The organism is Streptomyces sp. NPDC049915 (assembly GCF_040656475.1).
Taxonomy (GTDB): domain Bacteria; phylum Actinomycetota; class Actinomycetes; order Streptomycetales; family Streptomycetaceae; genus Streptomyces.
Window position 1 is genome coordinate 302,040 of sequence record NZ_JBFAMH010000002.1, and the last position, 25,561, is coordinate 327,600.

Here is a 25,561-nt window from a genome sequence, read left to right on the forward strand (position 1 = left end):
CCTGTCCCGGCGTGTCACACCTTCACCGAACATTCACCCTATCGCTGCGGCCGGAGTGCCGTCATCGGGTTCTCGGCCCTTGACATCGGCGAACGCGGAGCCGCCCGCCAGGAACGGCATCACGCCCGCCTTCGGCCACTGCTCACCGTACGCAGTCACGAAGCTGCCGGGCGAACGAGGTCAGGTCCCTCATGTCCTCCGGCGGCAGCGGATCGTCGTCGAAGTGGGCGATCCTGTTCCTGATGGCCTGCACGCGCTGGAGATGGTGGACGAACTGGCCGCGGTCCAGTCCAGGACGGCCTAGGGCGATCCAATTGGCGTCCGCACGTTGCGCGAGGGCAGGCTTCTTCTGCTGCGTGCCATCCAGGAGCAGGACGTAGTCGCCGAACATCAGGTCCTCCACCTTGCCGGTGCGGTGTTCCGGCTTGCGGTTGGTCGCCTGCACGGCGATGACTGCTTCGGCGTTGAGACGGGCGCCCAGCCAGCGGCGTAGCAGCGACTCGATCTCCCCGAGAAGGAAGAAGGGCCGGGCGGTGTTCTGGAACCGGCGGACGATCTCCTGGTAAGTGACGATGCCAGATATTCGGCCGTCCTGCCCTCGCACCAGCACGTACCCATGATCGACGAGCATGGGCAGACAGCTGAACAGATCTTCCCTACTGTCGAACACCGGCAGCGACTCCTGCTGCATGGCGTTCTCCAGAGTCAGATCCCAGCCGTTCTCGTACATGAGGGCGATCGACTTCCAGGTGACCACCCCGTGGAGCTCGGTCATGTTGCTGACCACGGGGATCTGGTTATAACCCTCATAACGCATGAGATAGGTGGCGTGGCTCAGTTCGGCGCCAGGCGAGACGCACTGGAGACCGACCACGGCCGAGGGCAGGTCTCCCAGCAGCAGGCGCTGCGGCAGTGCTCCCGGCGGCAGCGGATCAGCCGGCACGGCCGGATCCTCCTCGGGTGCCCCCGTCATGGTGGTCGCGACCGGCACGAGCCGTACCCGGGCGAGCGACGGGCAGGTCGAGAAGTCGGGCAGCGTCGTCAGCCCGGCGGCGGCCAGCGACTCGCTTATTTCCCGGATGACGCCGGCCTGCCGCACCCGTACCGCATACAGCCCCAGCAGCTCAGCCAGGGCGAGTTCCGCACCTTTGAGGGCGATCAGCTCTGCCGTTGTCGGCTTCTTCATCAGCGCTCCCCCTCCTCGTCCGCCATGCCTCGGACAACGGTGGTGCGCTTGCCCATGGCCTGGTACACCAGGTCTTCCAGCGCGGTGGCACGCGCCTCGAAGAACGCGACGTAATCGTTGGCCCGCAAAGCCTTCGCGTCGATGAGATGGGTCGAGATCACATCATCGAACCACTCGGAGCGCATGTCGGCCGCCGCCGCGAGGGGCTCCAAGTACGCGGCCGGAGCGCCGCTTAGGGCCTGGGCCGCGCGGAGCGACAACGGCGTCTTGTTGATGATGGAGTTGGCCGGGTAGCGCTCGTCGAGGTTCCGACGTACCCAGTTCTTCGGGAAAATCTGGTGCACGTCGACGCCGTACTCAACCAGCGTGCCCGGAGCCATCGGACCGTCGGTGTAATGCCAGTCCACAGCGCCCTGCCGGATCAAGAGCGCGAAGATGCCTTTGTACGCGGCGCTATTGCGGGTCTTGAGGGTGAGCAGGCGCTCGGGGACGAAGAAGGAGTCGGCGATGGTGTCGGGGACTTCGCCGTCGTCACGGATCCACGCGATCAACTGCTCCACGTCACGGGTGAAACGGGTCTCCGTCGAGCCGCCGTACATCTCACCGAGAACACCGCACCAGTACCACTGTGTGACCTTCTGAGCTGCCGCCGGGGTATCGAGTTCCTCACCGAGGATCGCCCGGACCGCAGCCAGGGGAACCACCTGGGTTCGGTACGGAAGGTCCGCGGCGTGGACGATGCACTGGGTGAACAGGAACTCTCCGACCCATTCGAACGCGTCCTTGAGACGGGGGGCAAGCTCCTGGAAGTCCCCCAGCGGGAGCTCTAGCAGATCGCGCCGCTTGCACGAGACGCCCACCGTGGAATCGAGCAGCTTGCGGTTCCACGTCCGCACCAGGGCCACCGCCTGGAGGAAATCGCTATTGGTCAGACCATCGTCGAGGTCCACCTCAAGGCGGCCGAGGACCGGGTAGCGCTCCGCCACCTGCTCCTTGATCGAACGCCAGACCGAGGGGAGGTCGTAGTAATCACCTGTGCGACTCGTGTACTCCCGATCCCCGGCATAGGTGGCGGTCAGCAATTCGAAGACGTTGAGGGGGACACCTCCGGTGTTGACCCGTTCGAAGACAGCACAAACGGCGTCCATGGACGTCGACGAGGACAGATTGATCATCGGCACCTGAAACGACCTGACGGGGTGCAGCACCTGGTCCTCGAACTTGATCCACAAGTCGAAGTTCTGCGCCTCGTCGGCCTTCTCGTACTCGCGACGCCACGCATTGACCCTCTGCGTGTCGAACACGATCCGCAGGGGGAACAGCCCCGCGGCGCATTCACCCGAGGTGTCGCTGAGGTCGTGCACGACCTTGCGCCCGAAGTCCCTGCGCAGGATCCGGTCCTCCGGCACAGAGACGATCGCCTCGTCACGGTCGGACGGTGAGCCAGTCGCCTTCGCTATGTCGACGTAGTACCAGCGGCGGACCGATCTGCCGCGTGTGTCCACGGTCCGCACCGGCGCTTCGGCCACGTAGAGAGCCTGAAAGAGCGACGTCAGACGCTGCTGGCCGTCCAGCAACAGGAGACTAGGTTCCCGCGCGGCGACTGACTCCGCACCCGTTAGCGGCCTGGTACGGAAGCGGGAGGCACCGCCGGCCTCCAGCGTCATCGTGACACCCAGGGGGTAATCGAGTGTCACAGTCGCGATGATGGCTCGTATTCGGTCGTCGTCCCACTTCCACTCCCGTTGGAAGTCGGGAAGCTGAAGCCTTCCCGAGGCGACATCGCCCAGAAGCGTCTTCAGGTTTGCGCTGTCTAGTCCTGCCACGTGCCCCGTACCCCCACCCTCACGTGCGTTGCGAACAAGACATTGGACCAAGGGAACTAGGTGCGGTCAACAGTTAGTTGATTGAGCATCATGGACTCTGATGCGTCGCCAGCAGCCCCCAGCCCGCGCTGTTAGCGGTCATGCGGTGCCAGCTGCGCTGATCTCGTTCCAGCGACGGTGACGGCGACTGCGCGGTTCTTGTGGCGGCCTCGCCAAGCTGATTACTCAGCAAGACAGCGAGGCTGGCCCCTGCAAGAGCAGCGCGTTCACGCCGCCCCACGGCCAGGCTTACCGGTCGATGGCCTCCATCCTCGGCACGAGGCAGTCCTAAAGACCGACGATGACGAGGCGCTGGTATTCCAGTCCCTTGAAGCGAGGCACGGTGCCGACGTGGTTGGCGCCGTCGCCGCGGGGGCCATCAGAGGTCAGCTAGGCGTAGCCTCACGTGTCGCATCCGCTGGCCGTGTGCTCCCAGATAATGATGTCTGCCGCTCGAAGAAGGCTGAGGGGCCTCTCGTCAGGCGTGCGGATGGGGACGATGAGGTCTTGGATCCAATCCCGGTGACGGCGTAGGTCTGATTGCAGGAGCGGCCACAAGCGCCGGGAGGTGTCCTTGTAGGCTCCGGGAACTGGCTTTTGGCCGAGGTAGAACTGGTAGATGCTGCTGTCGAAAATCGGCACTAGGTTAGGCCGCTTGCGGTGGAGGATCTTGGTGACGGCAACGGCCTTGAAGCCGGTCAGCCCAGTACCGCCCGCTTCACCTGTAGCGACCAGTGCTCGATCGACCAGAGACCACGGTTCCGTCGCCGGATCCAGCGTCACATCCAAGAAATCCGCCGTCGCGCAAGCCTTGTTCGCAAGCACCGCTTCCATGGCCTGCAGGACTTCAGCCCCCGGGCCGTCAGGGCGGAACAACGGGACTACCTGCTTGTAGTCGATGCGGACGCTCAGCAGAGCCGGCGCCAAGCAGTCCAACGGACTCAGTCGTTCCGGATCGCCTTGCCAGTCATACGTGCGAAAGGCTCTGGGCCCCCGGGGATCTGTGTAGTCCTGCAGGTGCTTCTCCGCACAACCGCGCAGTGATCCAATGGTCCTCACGTAGCCCCCCGCGGCCTCGACGATTCGCACGGCAGCGCCGCCGCTCCGATCAGAGCAATGCTCATGCGCATGCTACGAGCTGTGGACCATGTGTGGACCCATACTCGTCTAACAGCCGCTCATAGGGCTGTGGCCTGCGACGATGCCTGCAAGGCAATCCCCCTCCGGAGCCGTGTGCGCAGGTTCGAATCCTGCCGGGGGCACCCTGTATGAGGTACCCAAAGACCCCGTCACCAGCGGAAACGCTGAGGCCGGGGTCTTCGCGTATGTGCAGGCGGATGCCGCTCGTAGCGGCCGTATGTCCTAGTCTGTGGACTAATTCGTGGACTGGCAGCGGGCGACGAACGCCAGGTCGGCGGGCGTTTCTCACGCCATGGCCCGAGCCTCCACGAGCGACCGCTGCACGTCGCCCACCAGGTCCCGGAGGCGTCCGGGCTGCACGCCCTCGTGTTCCATCCACTCGTCGAAGCGAGGACGCAGGTGCCGGACCATGCCTATCCCGTGGCGACGCAGCACTGAGCGATTGATCGAGATCTCTTCCTGCACCTCTCTTCGGAGATCATCGGTCCAGCCCTGTACCCGGTCGTGCTCATCCAGAGGAGCCTTGAGAACGGCCACCGCTTCGTCGAGGACCCCAAGCAAGCTCATGGCATATCTCCCGAAGATCACAGGCGCGGTCTTCTCTTGAGGGCGACCACAGCAACCAAACCCGACCAAGACACCGGAAGCCCATCCGCCAGTTGCTCACGGGCTTCCCGCCCTTCAACGGCAAAGCCCCGGGAAGGATCGAGGGGCTTGAAGCCTAGCGCCGCACGGGATGACTCGTACTCGCGCAACAACTCCTCGATTTTGCGGTTGGCGACCTCCCGCCGCCCGTCGAGACGCTTGCGTAACGGGCCAGCAGGACCTCAACGCTGACGCCGGCACGCTCGCCACCTCGGCCGGATCGACGCCTGCGTTCGGCCACGTCCACAGAGCCGAGTGCCGAAGGTCGTACCTCCTGCTCGCGATCGGCGAGGCCGCGACGGCCGGCGGGAACGCCGGGAGCCGAACTTCCGCCCGGGGAGCGACGAGCGCACGCGAGGACTCCTGACTCCGCTTGATCGTCGATAGGCCGTTTCCACGTGCGGTACGGCAGTTCTAGGATCTTCACACTCTCAACTCCCCTGCCGCCGAGGAAGTTCACATGGCCGACATGCCCGATCTCCGCCTGGATGCCCCAAAGAAGGATGACTGGTTTACCCAAATCCGCAGTCTTCCCACATGGCAAGGCATACTCGCGGCCCTCCCCTTGGGTTTGCTCTTCATCGGTGGATTGATCGGCGGGCTCACTGGCGCACTCGGCACGGTCACCAACCTCAAAATAGCCCGCGCCGAGCTGACCCCTACTTGGAAAGTTCTCTCCATGGTGGGAGTCTTCATCGGCGCCTTGCTCACTTACCTCTTGATCGCTGCCGTGGTGACAGCGGCATTCTGAGCGGTGATAACTGGCACCATGCTTCGGTGTCCTCATCCCTCGCCGAAGCATGGCTTCGTGGTGTTGCCGCCAATCCCGCCGCGCCGTCCGACGTTCTGCTCCGCCTGTTGCACCCGGCCGGGCGTGCGGCCTGGACCGTGTTGTGTCAGGCGCGGGGGCTTCCCGGTGACGTGGTCGATGCGGTGGTCGGGCATCCGGAGCGCGCGGTGCGTCGGGCCTTCGCCCGCAATCGGTATGCCGCCCCGGCGCAACGGAGCCGGCTGGTCGACGACCCCGACTCCTTCGTCGTCGCCGACCTCGCCGGTGGGCCTCATCCGTGGTTCGGGCGGGTAGAGCCGCTTCTCGACGGCGTCATCGAGAGGTTGCTGACCGGGCGGGACGATCGCGCTCGGGATCGGGCGGTGACGGCTGACGAGATAGCGCAGCAGCTGGTGTTCTCCCTCCAAGTGCCCATGTCCTTCTATCGCGAGATGTGGGCTCACCCGGACCCCGACCTGCGGGCGTACGCAGCCGAGCGGTGGCTCTGGCTCACGCCCGCACAGCGGGCAGCCCTGCTCGCCGACCCCGTTCCCGCCGTGCGTGACGCCGCTCGCGAGCGCAGCCGGGTCCTCGATCCCGCGGCCATGGAGGCCGAGCTGCCGGAGTTCGACTGCCATCAACGGTCGCTCCTGCTCGTCAACTACGCGGTCTCGCAGGCCGTGGCCGACGCCTGTCTCGCCGACGGACGGGACCTGTGGGCCCTGGCGCACAACCCTCATACGCCCGCCGGTGCCGTCGCCCGCCTCGCACGTCATCCGGATCCCCGTATACGTGCGTGCGTGGCCGGTCGCGCCGATCTCGATCCCGCGCTGCTGGAAGAGCTGGCCGAGGACCCGGACGACACCGTGCGCACCCGCGCCCGGGTGCACCCTCTGCCCCGTACCTGGGCGCAGCGTGCGGCCCTTGACCAGGTCGCCGGCCCCACCGCCGACGACATCGGGCCGGTCCGGGAGTTGCCGGTGGAGCCGGACGCCGACTGGTACCGCGCGTGTGCCGTGTCACCCCACCCCCTGCTGCGCCGCGTCGCCGCCACCTGTCCCGGGCTGCCCCTCGAGCTCGTGGACCGGCTGGCCGACGATCCCGACCCGGAGGTGCGGCACCTGCTCGCCTGCAACCACCCGCTCGCGCCGCCCGGCACGGTCCTCGAAGCCTTCGTCGCCATGCCCCGACAACGCCCGTTCCTCCTGACGCTGCCCCGCCTGCCCCGCACCGGGCTGCGGCATCTGCTCGACCACCCGGACCCGGAGGTGCGCGCACTGGCCGCCGCCGACCCCGCGCTGGAACGGCCGCCCCTCCCCCTGCTCACTGACACCGACCCCGGCGTACGCCGGGCCGCAGCCGCCAACCCGCTCCTGTCCTCCGAGCTGATCGCGAGGTTGCTGAAGGACTCGGACACCGCGGAGGGAGCAGCGGCCAATCCGGCGCTGTCCGCGGCGGAACTCCACGCGCTGCTCGACCGCTGCTGCCTGCCCGCGACGGCTACGTGACTTCCGACACAGGCCTTTCGGGTCGTTTTACGCAATTCATCTTATACAGAACATATGTGACATTTCATCGGACAGAGGCGTCTACACCACCCATGTGACCCAGTTCGCAGATTCAGTATTCAACTGTGGCTTTTCGGGGGTTCGCCCGCTTCACTCATTCCCGTCCGCTTTACGTCAGTTCGGGACCAGGAAGTGTGGTGCAGCATGTCCAATTCACCCGAAACGTCGGAAAATCGACTCGCCCTCAACCCCCACTCCGTCAGCGCCGCCGAGGTCATTCCCGGGGATCTCGTCGACCTCTCGCCCGAAGGGGCCGCGCAGGCCTGCTGGTACGTCGTCGTGCACACGCTGCCGGAGTCTCCCGAGTGGATACGGCTCACCCTGCAGCCCGCGCTCGGGGGGAGGGAGCGGGAGCATCTCGTCGCGCGGCAAGCGCTGGTCACCGTCGCCGGGGCGCGGGTCGATCCCGTGAGCGTGCCGGTCCTCGAGTCCGACGATGTGGCGGAGGCTCAGTTCCGGGACTGGGATCGGGTCGGGGTGTTGCGGGTCGTCGATCCGGGGGGCGTTGAGGAGGTCTACGTGCGGCGGTGGGGGGTGTGGCACCGGAATCTCGATGACGGGAGTGGCGTCGCTCACTCCGACGAGGACGTGCGCGCGTGGGCGCGTGATGCCCGGCACAGTGATGAGGTCGTCGTGCGGTATCGGGCGAGGCCCCGCGCGGAGGGCTTCGTTCCGCGGCCCCGGCGGGTCGTTGTCACCGGGCTCGGGGCCGTCACTCCGCTCGGGCTCGGGGTCGGGGAGTTGTGGCGGGGCCTGATGGAGGGGCGGCACGGGATACGGGAGGTCGACGATCCCGAGTTCGACGCGTTGCCCGTGCGCACCGCCGGCGTCGTACCCGTCGATCCGGGTGAGGTGCTGCCGCGGGCCGTCGCGCGGCGGATGAACCGGGCCGCCCAGTTCGCCGTGCTGGCGGGGCGGGAGGCGTGGGCCGACGCCGGATTCCAGGAGGGCGGCACCGGCGCCAGTGGGGTCGATCCCTCGCGGGTCGGGGTCTGTCTCGGGGCCATTCTCGGGGATGCGTCGGTGCTGGTCGGCGGGGATCGGAAGTTGCGCGAGCGCGGGGCCCGCGGGGTCTCGCCGCTCACCACTCCCATGACCGTGCCCTCGCAGGCCGCCTCGCAGGTCTCCCTCGATCTGCACATCACCGGGGAGGCCCGGACCGTCACCAGCGCCTGCGCGTCCGGGACCGAGGCCATCGGGGAGGCCATCGACCGCATACGGTACGGCCGGGTCGACGTCGCCCTCGCCGGTGGAGCCGAGGCCGTCGTCACGCCGGCGATCATGGCCTCGTTCGCCGCCATGCGGGCGTTGTCCACGCACCCGCTGGAGGACGGGATCTCGCCCTCCCGGCCCTTCGGCTCCGACCGCGACGGGTTCGTCAACGGGGAAGGCGCCGGGGTGCTCGTCCTGGAGGCCGAGGAGCACGCCCGGGCCCGCGGGGCGCGGATCTACTGCGAGGCCGCCGGGTGGGGGCTGTCCGCCGACGCCCACCACATGGCCGCGCCCGATCCGAGCGGGAGCGGGGTCGCGCTGGCGCTGCGGCGCGCCCTGCGGGACGCCGGGGGGCATGTCGTCGACGTCGTCCACGTCAATGCGCATGCCACCGCGACCGTGGAGGGGGATCTCGCTGAGGCCGCCGCTCTGCGGGGCGTGCTCGGGGCGCGGGCCGTCCCGGTGACCGCGCTCAAGGGGCACCTCGGGCATCTGCAGGGTGCCGCCGGCGGTGTCGAGGCCGTCGCCGCCGTCCTCACGTTGCGCGACGGGGTCGTACCGCCGACGGTCGGGAGCACGTCGATCGACCGCTCCATCGGGCTCGATGTCGTCACCGGGGCCCCGCGGAAGCTGCCGCACGACGGCGATCTCGTGCTCAGCAACTCGTTCGGGTTCGGTGGGCACAACGCCGTGCTGGCGCTTCGGCGGGTGGCCTGAGTCCGTCGCATGAATACGGCGTAGGAAGGCGGGCGTCCCCTCACGCACTGCGCTTGCGGGACGCCGTCTTCTTCGCCGGGGTCTTCTTCGCGGTGCTCTTCGCCGTCTTCTTCGCGCCGGTGCTCTGCGCCGACTTCGCCGTCGTCTTCTTCGTCGAGGCCGCGGTCTTCTTCGCGGCGGTCTTCTTCGCCGGTGCCTTCTTCGCCGAAGCCGAAGCCGTCTCCTTCTTCGCCGCCGTCTTGCGCCCGCGCAGCGGCCTGACCTCGGCCTCCTCCTCCGCAGCCGCCGCACTCTCCGCCGTACCGCTCTCGCCGCGGGACTCGCGGGCCGCGCGCACGCTGTTCTCCAGGGCTGCCATGAGGTCCAGGACCGTGCCGCCGGCCGCGGGTTCGGGGGCTTCGGGCGGGGCAACGCCGGACACCTTGGCGGCGATGACCTCCTCCACCGCCTCGCGGTACTCGTCGTGCAGGTCCTCCAGGTCCACCTCGCCGAGGGTGTCCATCAGGGCGTCCGCGAGGTCCAGCTCCTTGTCACGGACGGTGACGTCGGCGTCGGGGGCGACGCCCTCGGGGGCGCGGACCTCGTCCGGCCACAGCAGGCCGTGCATGGCGATGGCGTCGCCGACGACCCGGAGCATGCCGAGTCGCTCACGGCCGCGCAGCGCGTACTTGGCGATGGCGACCTTGTTGCTGCGTTTGAGCGCCTCCCGCAGCAGGGTGTACGGCTTGGCGGCCGGGGCGCCGCTCGCGGCGAGGTAGTAGGCGGCGTCCATCTGGAGCGGGTCGATCCGGTCGGCCGGGACGAAGGCGACGATCTCGATCGTCTTCGCCGTCGGCAGCGGCAGGCTGGCCAGGTCCTCGTCGGTGATCGGGATGATCGAGCCGTCCGCGTCCTCGTAGGCCTTGCCGATCTCCGACTGGGTGACCTCGCGCTCCTCCAGCTCGCAGAACTTGCGGTAGCGGATGCGGCCGCCGTCCTCGGTGTGGATCTGGCGGAAGGAGATGGAGTGGCTCTCGGTCGCGTTGACCAGCTTGATCGGGATGCTGACCAGGCCGAACGAGATGGCGCCGTTCCAAATGGATCTCACGTGCACACCCTTTCGGTCGGGTTGGTCCGCACAAGTACGGATATCTCCCATTTGTGGGGAATTCTCATCGTATGACGCCGATCACAGAGGTGGAGGGGCGGCGGATCGCGCTCAGCAACCTGGAGAAGGTGCTGTATCCGGCGACCGGGTTCACCAAGGCCGAGGTACTGCACTACTACGCGACCACGGCCGAGGCGCTGCTGCCCCATCTGCGGGACCGTGCGGTGTCCTTCCTGCGCTATCCGGACGGGCCGGACGGGCAGCGGTTCTTCACCAAGAACGTGCCGCCGGGTACGCCCGACTGGGTCACGACCGCCGCCGTGCCCCGCTCGGAGGGGCCGGCGCGGATGGTGGTCGTGCAGGATCTGGCGAGCCTGATGTGGGCGGCGAACCAGGTCGCGGAGTTCCATACGCACCAGTGGCGGGTGCAGACGCCCGACGTGGCCGACCGGATCGTCTTCGACCTCGACCCCGGGCCGCCCGCGACCGTCGTCGAGTGCTGCGAGGTCGCGCTGTGGCTGCGGGAGCGGCTGGCCGGGGACGGGATCGAGGCGTACGCCAAGACGTCCGGGTCCAAGGGGCTGCATCTGCTGGCGTCCGTGCGCCCGGCGCCGTCCGACCGCACCTCCGAGTACGCCAAGCAGCTCGCCGTCGAGGCGGAGAAGGCCATGCCGCGCCTCGCGCTGCACCGCATGACGCGCAGCCTCAGACCCGGGAAGGTGTTCGTCGACTGGAGCCAGAACGCCGCCCGCAAGACCACCGCCACGCCCTACACGCTGCGCGCCCGCTCGCACCCCTGGGTGTCGGCGCCGGTGACCTGGGAGGAGATCGAGGAGTGCGGGGCGCCGGAGCAGCTGGCGTTCGGCGCCGGTGACATCGCGCCCCGGCTCCAGGACTACGGCGATCTGCTGGCACCGCTGCTGGACCCGGGGCGCACGGGCTCGGTTCCCTGAGCGGTCAGACGCGCGCCCAGGTGGTGCGGTCGCGGGCCATCGCGTGCAGGGCCTCCACGTCGGCCGGTTTCAGTACGCCGCCCTGGCGGGCCAGCTCCGGCAGGTCCGTGTCCGTGACGATCCGGACCCCGCGCGGCGGTGCGGCGACGTTCACGGACGCCGGGGCGAGCAGGCACAGCACCGGGCGGACCTCGGCGGTCAGCGCGTAGGAGGCGCGGGCGGCGACCGCGCGGACGTCGCGCGGCAGCGGCAGGGGGTCGCGGCGGCCCAGGGTGAGCAGCGGCCCGTCGACCGTGACCTTCTGCTTGCGGGCGTGCACGGCGTGCAGGGCGAACAGGCCGCCGGGGCCGATCAGCAGATGGTGGACGCGGTCGCCGCCGGGCAGCGGTACGGAGTGCAGCGCGTGCCAGCCGGCGCCGTCCAGCCGGTCCAGCACCTCGCCGACGGACTGTTCCGCCTCCAGCGCCCGGCGGCGCGGGTCCGGGCGCAGCCGGTGCGCGGGGCCCGGGTCGCGCTCCAGGGCGACCAGCAGGGCCTCGCCGGGCCGGTTGGGGGCGAGGTCGTCGTCGGGGTGGAGGCTGAGCCGGGCCAGCTCGGCGGGGGTGGGGACCGGGGGCGGGCCCACCGCGACCTGGCCGGTCAGGAACGGGCCGAGGGCGTCCAGGACGTCCTCCCGGTGGTCTTCGCTGAGCAGGTTCACCCGGGCGGCCTCACGGTCGTACCAGGCGATGTTCCGTCCGTCCGTGGAGCAGACGTACAGCCGTTCGCGGCCGTGTCTGTAGGTCGGTATGACGCGCAGTCGGCTCATGCCCCATCACCCCACGACCATGGGAACAGGCGGGGTGCTCCCGGGGCAAGAAGGCGGCTACCTTGGGAAGGAGTTGCGCGGGCGGGACAGTGGTGAGCGGGGTTGGGGAGGCGCCGTTGCGTACGCGTGGGAAACAGCCCGACGTGCCCGCTCCGGACAGTCCGTGGAGCGAGATCGTGCCAGGCCTGTGGATGGGCGGGCACGAGTTCCGGGGGACGTCCGGACGGCTGGAGTTCGCCGTTGTGCGGGACGAGTTCGATCTGGTGCAGACGCTGCTGCGGCTGCCGGGGCACGGGCCCGATCCCGGGGTCGAGCACCACGTGTGGGACATCCCGGACGGACCGCTGGACGGCACCCAGCTCGCGGGGGTGCTGCGGCTGGCCCGAGCGGTGGGCGAGGCGCTGGACGACGGCCGGCGGGTGCTGGTGCGCTGCTACCACGGCTACAACCGTTCCGGCCTGGTCGTGGCGCAGGCGCTGATCCACCGGGGCCGCTCGGCGGAGGACGCCATACGGCTGATACGGTCCCGTCGCTCGCCGTGGGCGCTGCACAACGAGCTGTTCGTGGCGTATCTGCGGGCGGGCCTGCCGACGGTGCGGTTGCTGGAGGAGCTCGCCGAGTAGATCACCGAACCATCGTGCGGGCGGCCCCCTCGATCGGCAAGGCCGAGCAGGACCCCTCGAACAGCAAAAAGGACTTACCTACGAATATGGTGTACGGGGCCCTCGAACATCCCTACCCACAGGAGTCCCGTGCCCCCTCGCCGCCCGCGTGCCCTGCTCGCCGTCCTGACCGTCGTGCTGGGGGCTGCCCTGACCGCCTGCGGTGACACCGGGTCGCTGGCGGGCGCCGGGCCCACGCAGGTCGCGGTCAGCCCGGCCCGGCTGTGGCCGAAGCTGACGCCGGCGTCCTCTCCGGCGTACGACATCGACGAGGTCGAGCGGGAGGTCGTCAAGGGCGTGTCCGTGCCCGGCGACGATCTCCGCAAGGTCGATCCGGCGGAGATCGTGCGCGCGGAGATCGCGGCGCACCCCGACCGGTACAAGGCCGGAGGCAAGAGCGGGGAGACGTTCCCCGACACGGCCCGTCTGGTGCGCGACGCCTGCGGGCAGGGGCCCGAGCGGGGCCGGTGCCCGGTGCTCAAGCCGTACTACCGGGATCTGACCGGGGACGGGCACGACGATCTGGCCCTCGGGTTCCGGCTGCTGCCCGGGCCGATGACGGCCGTACGGGTGTACACCGTCGACCGGCACCGGCTGGTGCAGATCATGAAATGGGAGGACGCCGTGAGCGCCGTCGAGGTGGCCGGGCGTTCCCTCGTGCTCAGCTCGCCGTCCGATCTGGCGCGCTACGAGTACCGGCTGGAGTGGACCTGGGACCCGGACCAGAAGGCGATGCTGCTCACCCATGACGAGATGGTGCGCACGGGAAGCGGGGTGCGCCCGGGGCATCCGGCACGGAAACCCTCCTCGTCGCCGGCGCCGTCACCCTCGGCCTCGGGGTCCGCTTCGCCGTCGGCCTCCGGGTCGGCAGGTGAGCGATGAGGTCCGTGCTGCCGCAGTGGTCCGGGGCGCTGGCGGTGCGGGCGGCCGCCTTCATCACGGTGATGTGCTGTGCGCTGGCCGCTCTGCTCGGCGTACTGGTGCACGTGCAGGTGACGAACCAGACCGTCGGCCAGGCCCGCGACCTGGCGCTGGCCCGGCTCGCGGACGCCACCCAGGCCTTCGAGGCCGGGGACACACTGCTGCCCAGCGCCGGGGTCGATCCCCCCGACCTGCCCGCGCGGCTGCGGACGCTGGCGGCGTCCGGGGAGCGGGGCACGATGGTCGGCGAGCACCGCGGGGAGCCGGCGATGTGGGCGGCGGGGCCGGTGGAGGGCGGGCACGCGCTGGCCGTACGCGTGGACTACGCGCAGCAGGCCCGCACGATTCAGGGGCTGGACGGGGCGATCCTGTGGTCGTCGGCGCTGGCGATCGGGGCGACCGTGCTGGTGGGGGCGTTCGCGGTGAGCCGGGTGACACGGCGGCTGCACGCCACGGCGCGGGTGGCGCGGCGGATCAGCGCCGGGGACCTGGACGCGCGGGTGGACGACCCACGGGCCGGGGACCCGTCACGGCCGCAGGACGAGGTCGCGGCGGTCGCCTCCGCGCTGGACTCCATGGCCTCGTCGTTGCAGGGCAAGCTACTGGCGGAGCAGCGGTTCACGGCGGATGTGGCGCATGAGCTGCGGACGCCGCTGACGGGGCTGCACGCGGCGGCGGAGCTGTTGCCTCCGGGGCGGCCGACGGAGCTGGTGCGCGACCGGGTGGCCGCGTTGCGCACCCTCACGGAGGACCTGCTGGAGATCTCGCGGCTGGACACCGGGCGGGAGCGGCTGGAGGTGGACAGCGAGGAGCTGGGCGCACTGGCCGAGCGGGTGGTGCGGGCGTCGGGGACGCAGACGGAGGTCCGGGTCGTGCGGGACACGCGCGTGGAGACGGACCGGCGGCGGCTGGAGCGGGTGCTGGGGAACCTGGTGTCCAACGCGCACCGGCACGGGAAGGGGCCGGTGGTGGTGACGGTGGACGGGCCGGTGGTGACCGTGCGGGATCACGGGGACGGCTATCCGGAGTACCTCGTCGCGCACGGGCCGCAGCGGTTCCGCACGGAGGGTGGTGCGAAGGGGCACGGGCTGGGGCTGACGATCGCGCTCGGGCAGGCGGAGGCGCTGGGCGCGCGGCTGACGTTCGCGAACGCGGTGGGGGGTGGGGCGTTGGCGACGCTGTCCCTGCCTTGGGCTCCGCCGGTTGTGGGGTGACGTTGCGCGAGAGGTGCCGACGCGGGGCTTCGCCCCGGGCCGCGGGGGGGGTGTTTGCCCACCTGCCCACCCGACTCGGTCGGCCAGGAGGCCACGCCGCGGGGCTCCGCCCCGGACCCCACCAGGAGCTCCGCCCCTTGACCCCGGCGGGGGCTTCGCCCCCTGCACCCCAGGGGGTTCGCCGACCCGCCCGACTCGGTCGGCCAGGAAGCACCCCCGCGGGGCTCCGCCCCGGACCCCACCAGGGGCTCCGCCCCTTGACCCCGGCGGGGGCTGTGCCCCCTGCACCCCGACCGGTGCTCGGCCTCCAGCGCACACACCAACACCGCTCACCTGCCCTGATGCGCCCTCACCGGCGCACCCCGTCGACACTCCGCCCTCCCCCCGGTCGCCCCGGTCGCCGCCCCGTCCCCGACACTCCACCCCCAGCGCACCCCCGTCGCTGCCCCGTCCCCGCCCCCAGCCCTCCCCCCTCCCCGCCCCCCCTCTTCCCTCCCCTCCCTCCGCCCCCACCCCCCTCCCGATGGCCCAGCATTTCGCGCACCCCCCTCCCCACCCTCCTAACGTGGCGGTTAGTCAGGTTTTGACCCCTCAGGTTTCCTCGTGGAGGTACCCCATGTCTCATCGCCCCCGTCCCGCTCGGTTCGCCATAGCCGCTGCCACCGTCGTGTTCGTCAGTGCCGTTGCCGGTACGCCCGCCTTCGCCGATGACGGGTGGGGGCAGGACGACCCCTCCGCGTCCAGTCAGGGCGGCGGTGACGGCGGAAGCTGGCAGCAGCAGGGCGGGGACGGCGGCGGCAACGACGGGAACTCGCAGCAGCAGGGCGGCGAAGGCGGCGGCAACGGCGGGAACTGGCAGCAGCAGGGCGGGGACGGCGGCGGCAACGGCGGAAACTCGCAGCAGCAGGGAGGCGAAGGCGGCGGCAACGACGGGAACTCGCAGCAGCAGGGAGGCGAAGGCGGGGACGGTGGAAGCTGGCAGCAGGGCGGCGGCGGGCACGAGTCGCGGCTTGCCCGGGGGCGGGTGACCGCCGGGACGCTGCTGCTGCGCAGCGCGCCCGAACGGGGCAGCCAGGTGATCCGTACCGCGCACCGCGGTGAGATCGTCTCCATCTACTGCCAGACCCGCGGCCAGAGCGTCGAGGGCAACCGGCTGTGGTACCTGCTGACGGACGGCACCTGGGCCTGGGGTTCCGCCCGCTACATCCAGGTCCTCGGGTCCTCGCCCCGCTGGTGCTGACGTCGCTGACACGCCCTCACCCTCTCGCCCTCCAGGCGCGGCGCAAGTCGCCCTGTTTGGGTAAGTTCCGGACATGACGAAGGCCGGAACCGGAATCACCGTGGCAGTGGCGGACACCCCCGCTCCCCCGGTCCCGCTGCCCCGGCGCCGTGGTGTCGAACTCGCCCTCATCGTCGTCGCCGTCCTGTTGTCGGTGTGCGGCTACTGCGTGGTGGGGCTGGCCCGCACCGGTGCCGTGCCGCCCGGCGCCGCCGGCTACGGCGCCGGGCTCGGCGTTCTCGCGCTGCTGGCGCATGTCATGGTCCGGCTGCGGGCGCGGTACGCCGATCCGCTGCTGCTGCCGATCGGCGTCCTGCTCAACGGGCTCGGGCTGGTGCTCATCTACCGGCTCGATCTGGAGACGCCGGGTGACCGGGCGGCGCCCACGCAGCTGGTGTGGTCGACGCTCGGGGTGGCGTTCTTCATCGTCGTGGTCGCCATGCTCCGCGATCACCGGATGCTGCAGCGCTACGCCTATGTGTGCGTGGCCGCCGCGCTCGCGCTGCTGACGCTGCCGATCCTCTTCCCCGCCGTGAACGGGGCCCGGATCTGGATCCGGATCGCCGGGTTCTCCATCCAGCCCGGGGAGTTCGCCAAGGTGCTGCTGGCGGTGTTCTTCGCCGCGTATCTCGCCGCCAACCGCACCGCGCTGACGTACGCGGGACGGCGGGTGTGGCGGATGCAGCTGCCGACCGGGCGGGTCCTCGGGCCGATCGTCGCCGTGTGGCTGGTGAGCGTGGGGGTGCTGGTGCTGGAGCGGGATCTCGGGACCTCGCTGCTGTTCTTCGGGTTGTTCGTCGTCCTTCTCTACGTCGCCACCGGGCGGTCGGGGTGGATCGCCGTCGGGCTGGTGCTCGCGGCGCTGGGGGCCGTCGCCGTGGGGCATCTGGAGCCGCATGTGCACGCGCGGATCGAGGACTGGCTGCATCCGTTCGCCTCCATCGAGGCCGGGCAGGGCGCCAACCAGCTCGCCCAGTCGCTGTTCGCGTTCGCGGCCGGCGGGGTGCTCGGCACGGGGCTCGGCCTCGGGCACTCCGTCCTCATCGGGTTCGCCACCAAGTCCGACTTCATCCTCGCCACCGCCGGGGAGGAGCTGGGGCTCGCCGGGCTGTCCGCCATCTTCCTGCTCTACGGCCTGCTCGTGGAGCGCGGGTACCGGGCCGGGCTGGCGCTGCGGGACCCCTTCGGGCGGCTGCTCGCCGTCGGACTCGCCTCGATCGTCGCGCTGCAGGTGTTCGTCATCGCCGGCGGGGTGACCGGGCTGATCCCGCTGACCGGGATGGCGATGCCGTTCCTCGCGCAGGGCGGCTCCTCCGTCGTCACCAACTGGGCCATCCTCGCCCTGCTCATCCGGGTCAGCGACTCGGCCCGCCGGCCCGGCGCCACGGGGCCGTCGTCCGCCACGAGCCGGCCCGCCCCGGAGGCGCCATGACCCGCACGATCCGCCACTCCGCCGCCTTCTGCGCCCTGCTGCTGGTCGCCCTGCTGGTCAACGCCGCCCGCGTCCAGCTCGTCGTCGCGGGCGGCTACGACGACAATCCGGCCAACCGCCGCCACACCATCGCCCGTTACGCCCAGCCCCGCGGCGACATCATGGTCGGCGGCCGGCCGGTCACCGGCTCCCGGGACACCGGCGAGCAGCTGCGCTATGAACGCGCCTACACCGACGGCCCGTTGTACGCGCCCGTCACCGGGTTCTCCTCGCAGGAGTACGGTACGACCCTGCTGGAGCACACCGAGGACGGCGTGCTGGCCGGCACCGACCCGCTGCTGGCGTCGCTGCCGCTGGTGGGCGACCTCACCCGGGCCCGCGACCCGGGCGGCGACGTGGTGACCACCCTCGACCCGCAGGCGCAGCGGGCGGCGTACGAGGGGCTGGGCGGGCGCAAGGGAGCGGTGGCGGCGATCGAACCGGCGACGGGGCGCATCCTGGCGCTGGTGACGTCTCCGTCGTACGACCCCGGTGTGCTGTCCGGGAACGGTCCGCAGGCGGCCCGCGCCTGGGCGCGGCTGAACGCCGATGCGGACAAGCCGATGCTGAATCGGGCCGTGCGGCAGACGTATCCGCCGGGCTCCACCTTCAAGGTGGTCACCGCGGCGACGGCGCTGGACGCGGGCGTGATCAGGGACCTGGACGAGCCGACCGTCTCCCCGGACCCCTACCGGCTGCCGGGGACGACGACCCTGCTGACGAACGAGGGCGACGGCTGCCGGGACGCATCGCTGCGGGACGCCTTCGAGTGGTCCTGCAACACGGTGTTCGCGAAGCTCGGCGTGGACGTCGGGGCCTCGCGGATGGTGCGCACGGCGCAGTCCTTCGGCTTCAACGACAAGCGGCTGCGCATCCCGTTCTCCGTGGCGCCCAGCACCTTCGACACGAGCGTGGACCAGGCGCAGCTGGCGCTGTCGTCGATCGGTCAGTACAACACGCGGGCCACGCCGCTGCAGATGGCGATGGTCGCGGCGGCGGTCGCCAACGGGGGCCGGCTGCGTACGCCGTATCTGGTGGAGCGCACCACGCGGCGCGGCGGTGCGACGGTCACCACGGCGGGCCCGCGTCCGACGCGGCAGGCGATGCTCCCCTCGACGGCGGCGAAGCTGCGCAAGCTGATGGAGGGCGTGGTGCGCGAGGGCACCGGCACCAACGCGGCGATCCCCGGCGCGGTCGTGGGCGGCAAGACCGGCACCGCGCAGCACGGACTCGGCAACTCCGGGACGCCGTACGCCTGGTTCGTCTCGTGGGCGCAGGACGAGCGGGACATGGAGGCGCGGGTCGCGGTCGCCGTGGTGGTGGAGGACGGCTCCGCGGTGCGCGGCGAGATCAGCGGCGGCGGTACGGCGGCGCCGATCGCCCGTGCGGTGATGCAGGCGGTGCTCAGTTCGTGAGACGGGGCTTTTTGCGAGGCGGACGCCCGACCTACCGTTCGGTCATGACTGACGCCGCGTACGAACTCGCCCAGGTCAACATCGCGCGCCTCCTCTTCCCGCTGGACTCACCGGAGTTGAAGGACTTCGTCGACGGTCTCGATCCCGTCAACGCCGACGCCGACGCGGCGGACGGCTTCGTGTGGCGGCTGCAGAGCGAGAGCGGTGACGCCACCGACATCGCCGTCTTCGGTGACGAGTGGCTGATCATCAACATGTCGGTGTGGCGGGACTCCAACGCGCTGACGGCGTTCATGTACCAGGGCCGCCACCGGGAGTTGCTGTCCCGGCGCCGCGAGTGGTTCGAGCGGGTGCGGGAGGCGATGGTGACGCTGTGGTGGGTGCCGGCGGGGCACCGTCCGACGGTCGCCGAGGCGGAAGCCCGGCTGCTGCATCTGCGCGCCCACGGCCCGACGCCGTACGCCTTCACGCTGCGCACCTCGTTCCCGGCGCAGCACGCGGAGCCGGTCCTCGGCGACTCGCCTGCGCGGGGCGTGAGCGCCGAGGACCTGGAGTGCCCGGTGTAGGTCAGACCGGCTTGAGAAGTTCGGTGCGGACCTGGAGCGCGGTCTTCGCGGCGGCCTCCAGGTCGACCTGCTGCGGGTCCTGCGTCATGGTCTCGGCGGTGATCTCGGCGATGGAGGCACCGGTGTTGTCGTCGACCCAACCGCACATCGGCACGGTCAGCGTGGTGCCCATCTGGACCTGGGTGAGGACCTCGCAGGTCACCGTGATCCCGGAGCTGTCGGGGTGGAAGTCCTTCGGGGGCACGACGACCTTGGCCTGACCCTCGCCGGCGCCCTTCATCATGTTGCCGCGGGCCTGGTCGGGGTGCTTGAACCGCCCGTACATGCCGGAGACCACCAGGGTGCCCTTGGTCTGGTCGCCGCCGAGGGAGTACTGGCCGACGACGGCGTGGGTGTCCTTGGCGTCCCAGGAGCCGTCGGCCTCGTCCTCGATCTTCTTTCCCTCGGAATCGGACAGGTCCTGGCTGAGCGTGTAGCGCCCGTTCAGCAGCGTCTTGGACAGCACGAGCTTGTTCTTTGCCTCGGGGAAGCCACCGCCCTTGGAGCCGACCAGCGCCAGCGCGGCCACGACCACCACGATCAGGGCGACGACACCGCCGACGATGCCGATCACGAGCCCGCGCCGCTTCTTCGGCGGCGGCGCGCCCCAGCCCTGCGGCTGCGGCGGGTAGGGGCCGGGGGGCTGCTGGCCGTAGGCGCCGTAGGGCGGCTGTCCGCCCGCGGCCGGAGGCTGCCCGTACTGGCCCTGGGGCTGCTGCGCGCCGTAGGGATTCTGGCCGTACGGGTTCTGGCCGTAGGGGCTTTGGGGCTGCTGACCGTAAGGATTACCGGGAGGCGTGGACACGCCAGAACGGTACTCCACAAGGGTGAGGCGTCAGGCCTCGACGGCCCCCTCCCCTTCCTGGATCGCCGCGCTCACCTCCGCGACCCGCTCCCTCTCCTCTGCCGCGAAGCGCTCGGCGTCGAGCCGCTCGGCGATCTCCTCGTCCTGGTTCATGAGCAGGTCCAGGTCGGAGTCGCCCAACTCCAGGACGCCCAGGTCGACATACGCCTGCTGCAGGCGCTTGCCCCACAGCCCGATGTCCTTCACGCACGGCACGATCCGGCTGAACAGCAGCTTGCGGAACAGGCGCAGGAACTCCGAGTTCTCACTGAGCTGCTCGGCCTCGGCCTTGGGGATGCCGAAGTTCTCCAGGACCTCCGTCCCCCGCAGCCGGTCGCGCATCAGATGACAGCCCTCGATGACGAACTCCTCGCGCTCGCGCAGTTCGGCGTCGGTGAGCTGCCGGTAGTAGTCACGCAGCGCCATACGCCCGAAGGCGACGTGCCGCGCCTCGTCCTGCATCACGTACGCGAGGATCTGCTTGGGCAGCGGCTTGTCGGTCGTGTCCCGGATCATCCCGAAGGCGGCCAGCGCGAGCCCTTCGATGAGCACCTGCATGCCCAGGTACGGCATGTCCCATCGGCTGTCGCGCAGCGTGTCCCCCAGCAGCGCCTGCAGATTGTCGTTGATCGGATAGACGAGCCCGATCTTCTCGTGCAGGAAGCGGCCGTAGATCTCGGCGTGCCGGGCCTCGTCCATGGTCTGGGTGGCGGAGTAGAACTTGGCGTCCATGTCCGGCGCCGACTCCACGATCCGCGCGGCGCAGATCATGGCGCCCTGCTCGCCGTGCAGGAACTGGCTGAACTGCCAGGAGGCGTAGTGCCGCCGCAGCTCACTGCGGTCCCGGTCGGACATCTTCGCCCAGTGCCGGCTGCCGTACACGGACATCGCCTCGTCCGGCGTCCCGAGCGGGTCGTAGGGGTCGACCTCCAGATCCCAGTCGATGCGCTTGGCCCCGTCCCACTGCTTGTCCTTGCCCTTCTGGTACAGGGCGAGCAGGCGGTCGCGGCCGTCGTCGTACTCCCAGCCGAAGCGGGCCGCGCCGGAAGCGGGCACCTCCCAGTGCGAGGCGCCCGGATCGTCGGCGTACAGGTCGAAGGTCGGCATGCACGGCAGGCTCACACGGGGTGGACGCGGGGTCAACGAGTTCCTCGGCACACCGCGAGCACGAGTTGCTGCACGGGGGATTGACGAGCTTGCTGACAGGCAGTCTCATAAGAGAACGTGACCGGCGGGTAACTCCGCCACGCCCCCGTACGACGAGGTGGATCTGCCATGACGACCCTGACGGAAGCCGAGGCGCTGGACGGCCTGCGCGACGCGCTCGGCCTGCTCAAGGACCGCGAACAGGTGGCCGAACGCCTCCTCGCCTCCTCCGCGAAGCACTCCTTCGACCCGGACAAGGAGCTGGACTGGGACGCGCCCTTCGAGGAGGGCAAGTGGTTCTGGCCGCCGGAGCTGGTGTCGCTGTACGACACACCGCTGTGGAAGCGGATGAGCGAGGAGCAGCGGATCGCGCTCTCCCAGCACGAGGCCGCGGCGCTGGCCTCGCTCGGCATCTGGTTCGAACTGATCCTGATGCAGCTGCTCGTCCGCCACATCTACGACAAGGCGGCGACCAGCGCGCACGTGCGGTACGCCCTCACCGAGATCGAGGACGAGTGCCGGCACTCGAAGATGTTCGCGCGCGTGATCTCCCGCGGCGGCACCCCGTGGTACCCGGTCAGCCGCACGCACCAGAACCTGGGCCGCCTGTTCAAGACGATCTCCACCACACCGGGGTCCTTCACGGCGACGCTGCTCGGCGAGGAGGTCCTGGACTGGATGCAGCGGCTGACCTTCCCGGACGAGCGGGTCCAGCCCCTCATCCGCGGCGTGACGCGGATCCACGTCGTGGAGGAGGCCCGCCATGTGCGCTACGCCCGCGAGGAACTGCGCCGCCAGATGCTGACGGCGCCGAAGTGGTCGCAGGAGTTCACACGGGTCACCTCCGGTGAGTTCGCCCGTGTCTTCTCCATCGCCTTCATCAACCCCGACGTCTACACGAACGTGGGCCTGGACAAGCGGGAGGCCCTGGCGCAGGTCAAGGCGAGCGGACACCGACGCGAAGTCATGCAGACGGGCGCGAAACGCCTGACGGACTTCCTGGACGACATCGGAGTCCTCCGCGGAGTCGGCCGCCGCCTGTGGAAGTCCTCGGGATTGCTGGCGTAACGCCGCGTCCCGCGGTACGAGGTGGGCTGCGCGCCCGGCGGTTCCTGATGCCGCTGCAGTGACACTGGCCGGTGGGTGCGCTCACCGGCGCCGGCGGGGCGCCTCCCCCAAGCTCTTCGAGCAGGGGGGACCCCCAGCCCACCCGTGCCGCCCCAGCGGCACGACTGCCCGCAGCTATACCGGCAGGGCGGCCGCCCGCTGCTGCGCGCGCACGCGCGGCGGCCCGCAGCGGGGCAGGGAGCGACGACGGCCGACACCCGCCGACGGCGGGAAGGGGCCGGGGTGGGGGGTGTCCGCCCGCAGCGGCCGGCACCGGGCAACAGCGCCCCCGTCGGAAACGGGCGGCCGGACCGAGGACGGACACCCCCCACCCCGGCCCCGACCCACATCGCACCGAAGGCGCGACACCAGCCACCCACACACCGCAACGGGCCGCCGCAGGCACAAAAAGGGGCGCGGGGAACTGCGCGACCAGCCACAACGCACCCCGCACAGACCGCCGCAGGCAACCACGACCAGCCCCCACGCACCCGCAGACCAAAAACCGGCCACGCGCCGCACGCACCCGCGACCAGCCACAACACACCCCGCACCCGAAAGACCACCCACCCCCACCCCCACGCGGACGCGACTACGCTGCGAAGCATGACCCCCTCCGCCACCCCCGCCTACCGCCGCCTGAGCGTCGAGGAACGCCGCAGTCAGCTGCTCACCGCCGCCCTGTCGCTGTTCGCGCACCGGGCCCCGGAGGAGGTGTCCTTGGACGACGTGGCAGAAGCCGCCGGAGTCTCCCGCCCCCTGGTCTACCGCTACTTCCCCGGCGGCAAGCAGCAGCTCTACGAGGCAGCCCTCCGCTCCGCCGCCGACCAGCTCCAGCTCTGCTTCGACGAACCGCGCACCGGCCCGCGCCTGACCCGCCTCTCCCGCGCCCTCGACCGCTACCTCGCCTTCGTCGACGAGCACGACGCCGGCTTCAGCGCCCTCCTCCAGGGCGGCAGCGTCGTCGAGACGTCCCGCACCACCGCCATCGTGGACGGAGTCCGCCGCGCCGCCGCCGACCACATCTACAGCCACCTCGGCGTGCGCACCCCCGGCCCCCGCCTGCGCATGACCGTGCGCATGTGGATCACCGCCGTAGAAGCGGCCTCCCTCATGTGGCTCGACGACGACAAGCAGCCCCCCGCCGCCGAACTGCGTGACTGGCTCGTGGAGCAGTTCGTCGCCGCCCTCGGCGTGACCGCGGGCCGCGACCCGCAGACCGCCGACGTGCTCGCCGCGCTCTCCGGCGATGTCTGACACTGGTGGCGTGAAGAGCGAAGACACCCCCTTCGAGGGCGGCCCCATGGACGGCCGGGTCCTCCCCGTGCTCGTCGGCCCCACCGGCCACCCCCCGAAGACGTACCGCATCCCGGTCCCGGACGCCGCCGGCGGCCCGCCCACCGTGCTGGTCTACCGCCGGGTCCCCCGCGGGCACAGCAAGCGCCTGGGCCTGACCCAGGGCTGGAAGTACGCCTTCGACCCCACGGGCGACACCACCACCGGCCGCCTGCGCTGGCCGTGGTCGAAGCCCGCCCCCCGGCCCCACCGCACGCCAGACGCCACGCCGGACGGCAACCCGCACGACCCGCACGAGTGACACCCTTGCGCCGGTCCGCGCACGCCCGGCGCGCGCACCTCGCCGACCCGTCCCAAGCTCACGGTGCGAGGCAGAGGGGCTGCCCCGCACCGGAGGTGATGACGTGTCAGGAAAGCTGCTGCGTCTCGTCGGTACGACGATGGCGGCGGCGCAACTAGCGCTCGCACCCACTCATGCCGCAGCCGTACCCGACCCCGCACAGCAACCGCCCGCGGACGCGCAACGGCAACCACCCGCGGACGCACCCCAAGAGGCACCCGCGGACACCCCGAAGTCCCTGCCCACCCTCCTGACGCAGCTTCAGACGCTGTACCAGCAGGCGGAACAGGCCACCGAGGCCTACAACGCCACCGAGGAGGCACTGAGGAAAAAGCGCGCCGAGTTGGCCCGGCTGGACACCGCGCTGGCCAAGGCCCGGCTGTCGCTGCACGCCGGCCGCGGCGCCGCCGGCCGGCTCGCCCGGCAGCAGTACCAGAACAGCAGCGACCTCTCCCCGTACCTGCGCCTGCTGCTCACGTCCGACCCCGAGCACGCCCTCGACGAAGGCCATGTGATCGGCCGGCTGGCACGCGAGCGCGCCGAGACCATCGGCCGCCTCACCGGCAGCGAACGCCAGGCCGCGGACCTCGCCCGCCGCGCCCGTACCGCCCTCGACCAGCAGCTGACGCTCATCGAGCGGCAGAAGAAGCAGCGCGACGACGTCCGCCGCCGCCTGTCCGACGTCGAACGGCTGCTGGCCTCGCTCACCGCCGACCAGCTGACCGCCCTGACCGCGCTGGAGCGCACCGGCACCGCCGAGGCGCAGCGCAGCCTGGTCGCCTCCGGCGCGCTGGACGGCGACGACAAGCCGTCGTCCACCGGGGGCGAGCGGGCCGTCCGGTACGCCGAGCGGCAGATCGGCAAGCCGTACGCGTGGGGCGCCGAGGGCCCGACGTCGTACGACTGCTCCGGCCTGACCTCGCAGGCCTGGCAGGCCGCCGGTACGCCGATCCCGCGCACCAGCCAGGAGCAGTGGGCGCGGCTGCGGCACGTCCCGCTGCGCGGGCTGCGCCCCGGGGACCTGGTGGTCTACTTCCCGCAGGCCACGCACGTGGCGATGTATGTGGGCGGTGGGAGGGTGATCGAGGCGCCGCGCACCGGCGAGGAGATCAAACTCTCCCCGATCGCGGCCCACCCGATCCTGGGAGCGGTACGCCCGGACCCGAAGACCCCGGCACGCCCGCTCCCCACGGACCCGGCAAGCCCGCTCCCGGCGAACCCGGCACGCCCGGCCCCCAAGGAGCAGGCACCCCCGGCCCCGAGGAACCCGGTGCTCCGCCCCCCGGAGAAGCCGACCGCCCTCTGACAGGC

At 70.7% G+C, this 25,561-nt stretch carries 23 protein-coding genes and 1 pseudogene; 15 read left to right on the forward strand and 9 right to left on the reverse strand.

Annotated features, from left to right (window positions below; all coding sequences use genetic code 11):
* Nucleotides 1-142 precede the first annotated feature (142 nt).
* From AB0J12_RS03735 to AB0J12_RS03755, 5 genes and pseudogenes are all read right to left on the reverse strand, one after another.
* Entirely contained in the window at nt 143-1,186 is a 1,044-nt protein-coding gene (locus AB0J12_RS03735) for a CBS domain-containing protein (protein ID WP_363262534.1), read from the reverse strand.
* On the reverse strand, nt 1,186-3,012 hold the full coding sequence (locus AB0J12_RS03740) for a DUF262 domain-containing protein (protein WP_363262535.1): 1,827 nt from the start codon (nt 3,010-3,012) through the stop codon (nt 1,186-1,188). Before AB0J12_RS03740 ends, AB0J12_RS03735 begins: the two co-directional genes overlap by 1 nt.
* A gap of 441 nt (nt 3,013-3,453) precedes the next feature.
* The gene (locus tag AB0J12_RS03745; RefSeq protein WP_363262536.1) at nt 3,454-4,140 is read right to left on the reverse strand and encodes a DUF6308 family protein; all 687 of its coding nucleotides are present in this window, start codon (nt 4,138-4,140) and stop codon (nt 3,454-3,456) included.
* Between the two features lie 336 nt (nt 4,141-4,476).
* Nucleotides 4,477-4,758 (reverse strand): hypothetical protein, encoded by a 282-nt coding sequence (locus AB0J12_RS03750; protein WP_363262538.1) that lies wholly within the window; start codon nt 4,756-4,758, stop codon nt 4,477-4,479.
* 173 nt (nt 4,759-4,931) lie between these two features.
* Nucleotides 4,932-5,151: pseudogene (locus AB0J12_RS03755) on the reverse strand (site-specific integrase); the annotation flags it as partial.
* A gap of 145 nt (nt 5,152-5,296) precedes the next feature.
* Between AB0J12_RS03755 and AB0J12_RS03760 the strand changes: the two are divergent.
* From AB0J12_RS03760 to AB0J12_RS03770, 3 genes are all read left to right on the forward strand, one after another.
* Nucleotides 5,297-5,587, forward strand: coding sequence for a hypothetical protein (locus AB0J12_RS03760; RefSeq protein WP_363262540.1), 291 nt, complete (start codon nt 5,297-5,299; stop codon nt 5,585-5,587).
* 206 nt (nt 5,588-5,793) lie between these two features.
* A complete protein-coding gene (locus AB0J12_RS03765; RefSeq protein WP_363262541.1) occupies nt 5,794-7,113 on the forward strand; it encodes a hypothetical protein in 1,320 nt (439 codons plus the stop codon).
* Nucleotides 7,114-7,317: 204 nt separating this feature from the next.
* Nucleotides 7,318-9,102, forward strand: coding sequence for a beta-ketoacyl-[acyl-carrier-protein] synthase family protein (locus AB0J12_RS03770; RefSeq protein WP_363262542.1), 1,785 nt, complete (start codon nt 7,318-7,320; stop codon nt 9,100-9,102).
* 40 nt (nt 9,103-9,142) lie between these two features.
* Here AB0J12_RS03770 and AB0J12_RS03775 read toward each other — a convergent pair whose 3' ends face one another.
* Entirely contained in the window at nt 9,143-10,189 is a 1,047-nt protein-coding gene (locus tag AB0J12_RS03775) for a Ku protein (RefSeq protein WP_363262543.1), read from the reverse strand.
* Between the two features lie 71 nt (nt 10,190-10,260).
* Between AB0J12_RS03775 and ligD the strand changes: the two genes are divergently transcribed.
* Entirely contained in the window at nt 10,261-11,142 is an 882-nt protein-coding gene (ligD, locus tag AB0J12_RS03780) for a non-homologous end-joining DNA ligase (protein ID WP_363262544.1), read from the forward strand.
* Nucleotides 11,143-11,146: 4 nt separating this feature from the next.
* Here the strand turns inward: ligD and AB0J12_RS03785 are convergent, their stop codons facing one another.
* The gene (locus AB0J12_RS03785; protein ID WP_363262546.1) at nt 11,147-11,950 is read right to left on the reverse strand and encodes a nuclease-related domain-containing protein; all 804 of its coding nucleotides are present in this window, start codon (nt 11,948-11,950) and stop codon (nt 11,147-11,149) included.
* Nucleotides 11,951-12,066: 116 nt separating this feature from the next.
* On the opposite strand from AB0J12_RS03785, the gene AB0J12_RS03790 reads away from it, so the two are divergent.
* The 7 genes from AB0J12_RS03790 (at nt 12,067) to AB0J12_RS03820 (ending at nt 19,478) form a co-directional block, all read left to right on the forward strand.
* On the forward strand, nt 12,067-12,573 hold the full coding sequence (locus AB0J12_RS03790) for a dual specificity protein phosphatase family protein (protein WP_363262548.1): 507 nt from the start codon (nt 12,067-12,069) through the stop codon (nt 12,571-12,573).
* Nucleotides 12,574-12,702: 129 nt separating this feature from the next.
* Complete coding sequence (locus tag AB0J12_RS03795) at nt 12,703-13,494, forward strand: hypothetical protein (protein ID WP_363262549.1); 792 nt, start codon at nt 12,703-12,705, stop codon at nt 13,492-13,494.
* The gene (locus AB0J12_RS03800) at nt 13,491-14,747 is read left to right on the forward strand and encodes a HAMP domain-containing sensor histidine kinase (RefSeq protein ID WP_363262551.1); all 1,257 of its coding nucleotides are present in this window, start codon (nt 13,491-13,493) and stop codon (nt 14,745-14,747) included. The genes AB0J12_RS03795 and AB0J12_RS03800 overlap by 4 nt, the downstream gene beginning before the upstream one ends.
* Nucleotides 14,748-15,363: 616 nt before the next feature.
* On the forward strand, nt 15,364-15,987 hold the full coding sequence (locus AB0J12_RS03805) for an SH3 domain-containing protein (protein WP_363262552.1): 624 nt from the start codon (nt 15,364-15,366) through the stop codon (nt 15,985-15,987).
* Between the two features lie 73 nt (nt 15,988-16,060).
* Complete coding sequence (locus tag AB0J12_RS03810; RefSeq protein ID WP_363262553.1) at nt 16,061-17,458, forward strand: FtsW/RodA/SpoVE family cell cycle protein; 1,398 nt, start codon at nt 16,061-16,063, stop codon at nt 17,456-17,458.
* Nucleotides 17,455-18,912: a penicillin-binding transpeptidase domain-containing protein gene (locus AB0J12_RS03815; RefSeq protein ID WP_363262554.1), complete on the forward strand. Its 1,458-nt coding sequence runs from the start codon at nt 17,455-17,457 to the stop codon at nt 18,910-18,912. The genes AB0J12_RS03810 and AB0J12_RS03815 overlap by 4 nt, the downstream gene beginning before the upstream one ends.
* Before the next feature lie 44 nt (nt 18,913-18,956).
* Nucleotides 18,957-19,478: a DUF3291 domain-containing protein gene (locus AB0J12_RS03820; RefSeq protein ID WP_363262555.1), complete on the forward strand. Its 522-nt coding sequence runs from the start codon at nt 18,957-18,959 to the stop codon at nt 19,476-19,478.
* Between the two features lies 1 nt (nt 19,479).
* Here AB0J12_RS03820 and AB0J12_RS03825 read toward each other — a convergent pair whose 3' ends face one another.
* The gene (locus AB0J12_RS03825; RefSeq protein ID WP_363262556.1) at nt 19,480-20,322 is read right to left on the reverse strand and encodes a hypothetical protein; all 843 of its coding nucleotides are present in this window, start codon (nt 20,320-20,322) and stop codon (nt 19,480-19,482) included.
* 30 nt (nt 20,323-20,352) lie between these two features.
* Nucleotides 20,353-21,468, reverse strand: a complete 1,116-nt coding sequence (locus tag AB0J12_RS03830; protein ID WP_363262557.1) for a ferritin-like domain-containing protein — start codon at nt 21,466-21,468, stop codon at nt 20,353-20,355.
* Between the two features lie 168 nt (nt 21,469-21,636).
* Between AB0J12_RS03830 and AB0J12_RS03835 the strand changes: the two genes are divergently transcribed.
* From AB0J12_RS03835 to AB0J12_RS03850, 4 genes are all read left to right on the forward strand, one after another.
* Nucleotides 21,637-22,575 carry a diiron oxygenase gene (locus tag AB0J12_RS03835; RefSeq protein WP_363262558.1) on the forward strand — a complete coding sequence of 313 codons (939 nt, stop codon included), beginning with the start codon at nt 21,637-21,639 and terminating at the stop codon, nt 22,573-22,575.
* A 645-nt stretch (nt 22,576-23,220) separates the two neighbouring features.
* On the forward strand, nt 23,221-23,871 hold the full coding sequence (locus AB0J12_RS03840; RefSeq protein ID WP_363262559.1) for a helix-turn-helix domain-containing protein: 651 nt from the start codon (nt 23,221-23,223) through the stop codon (nt 23,869-23,871).
* Nucleotides 23,872-23,881: 10 nt separating this feature from the next.
* Complete coding sequence (locus AB0J12_RS03845; protein WP_363262560.1) at nt 23,882-24,211, forward strand: hypothetical protein; 330 nt, start codon at nt 23,882-23,884, stop codon at nt 24,209-24,211.
* A 103-nt stretch (nt 24,212-24,314) separates the two neighbouring features.
* The gene (locus AB0J12_RS03850; protein WP_363262561.1) at nt 24,315-25,556 is read left to right on the forward strand and encodes an NlpC/P60 family protein; all 1,242 of its coding nucleotides are present in this window, start codon (nt 24,315-24,317) and stop codon (nt 25,554-25,556) included.
* The last annotated feature ends 5 nt before the right edge of the window (nt 25,557-25,561 follow it).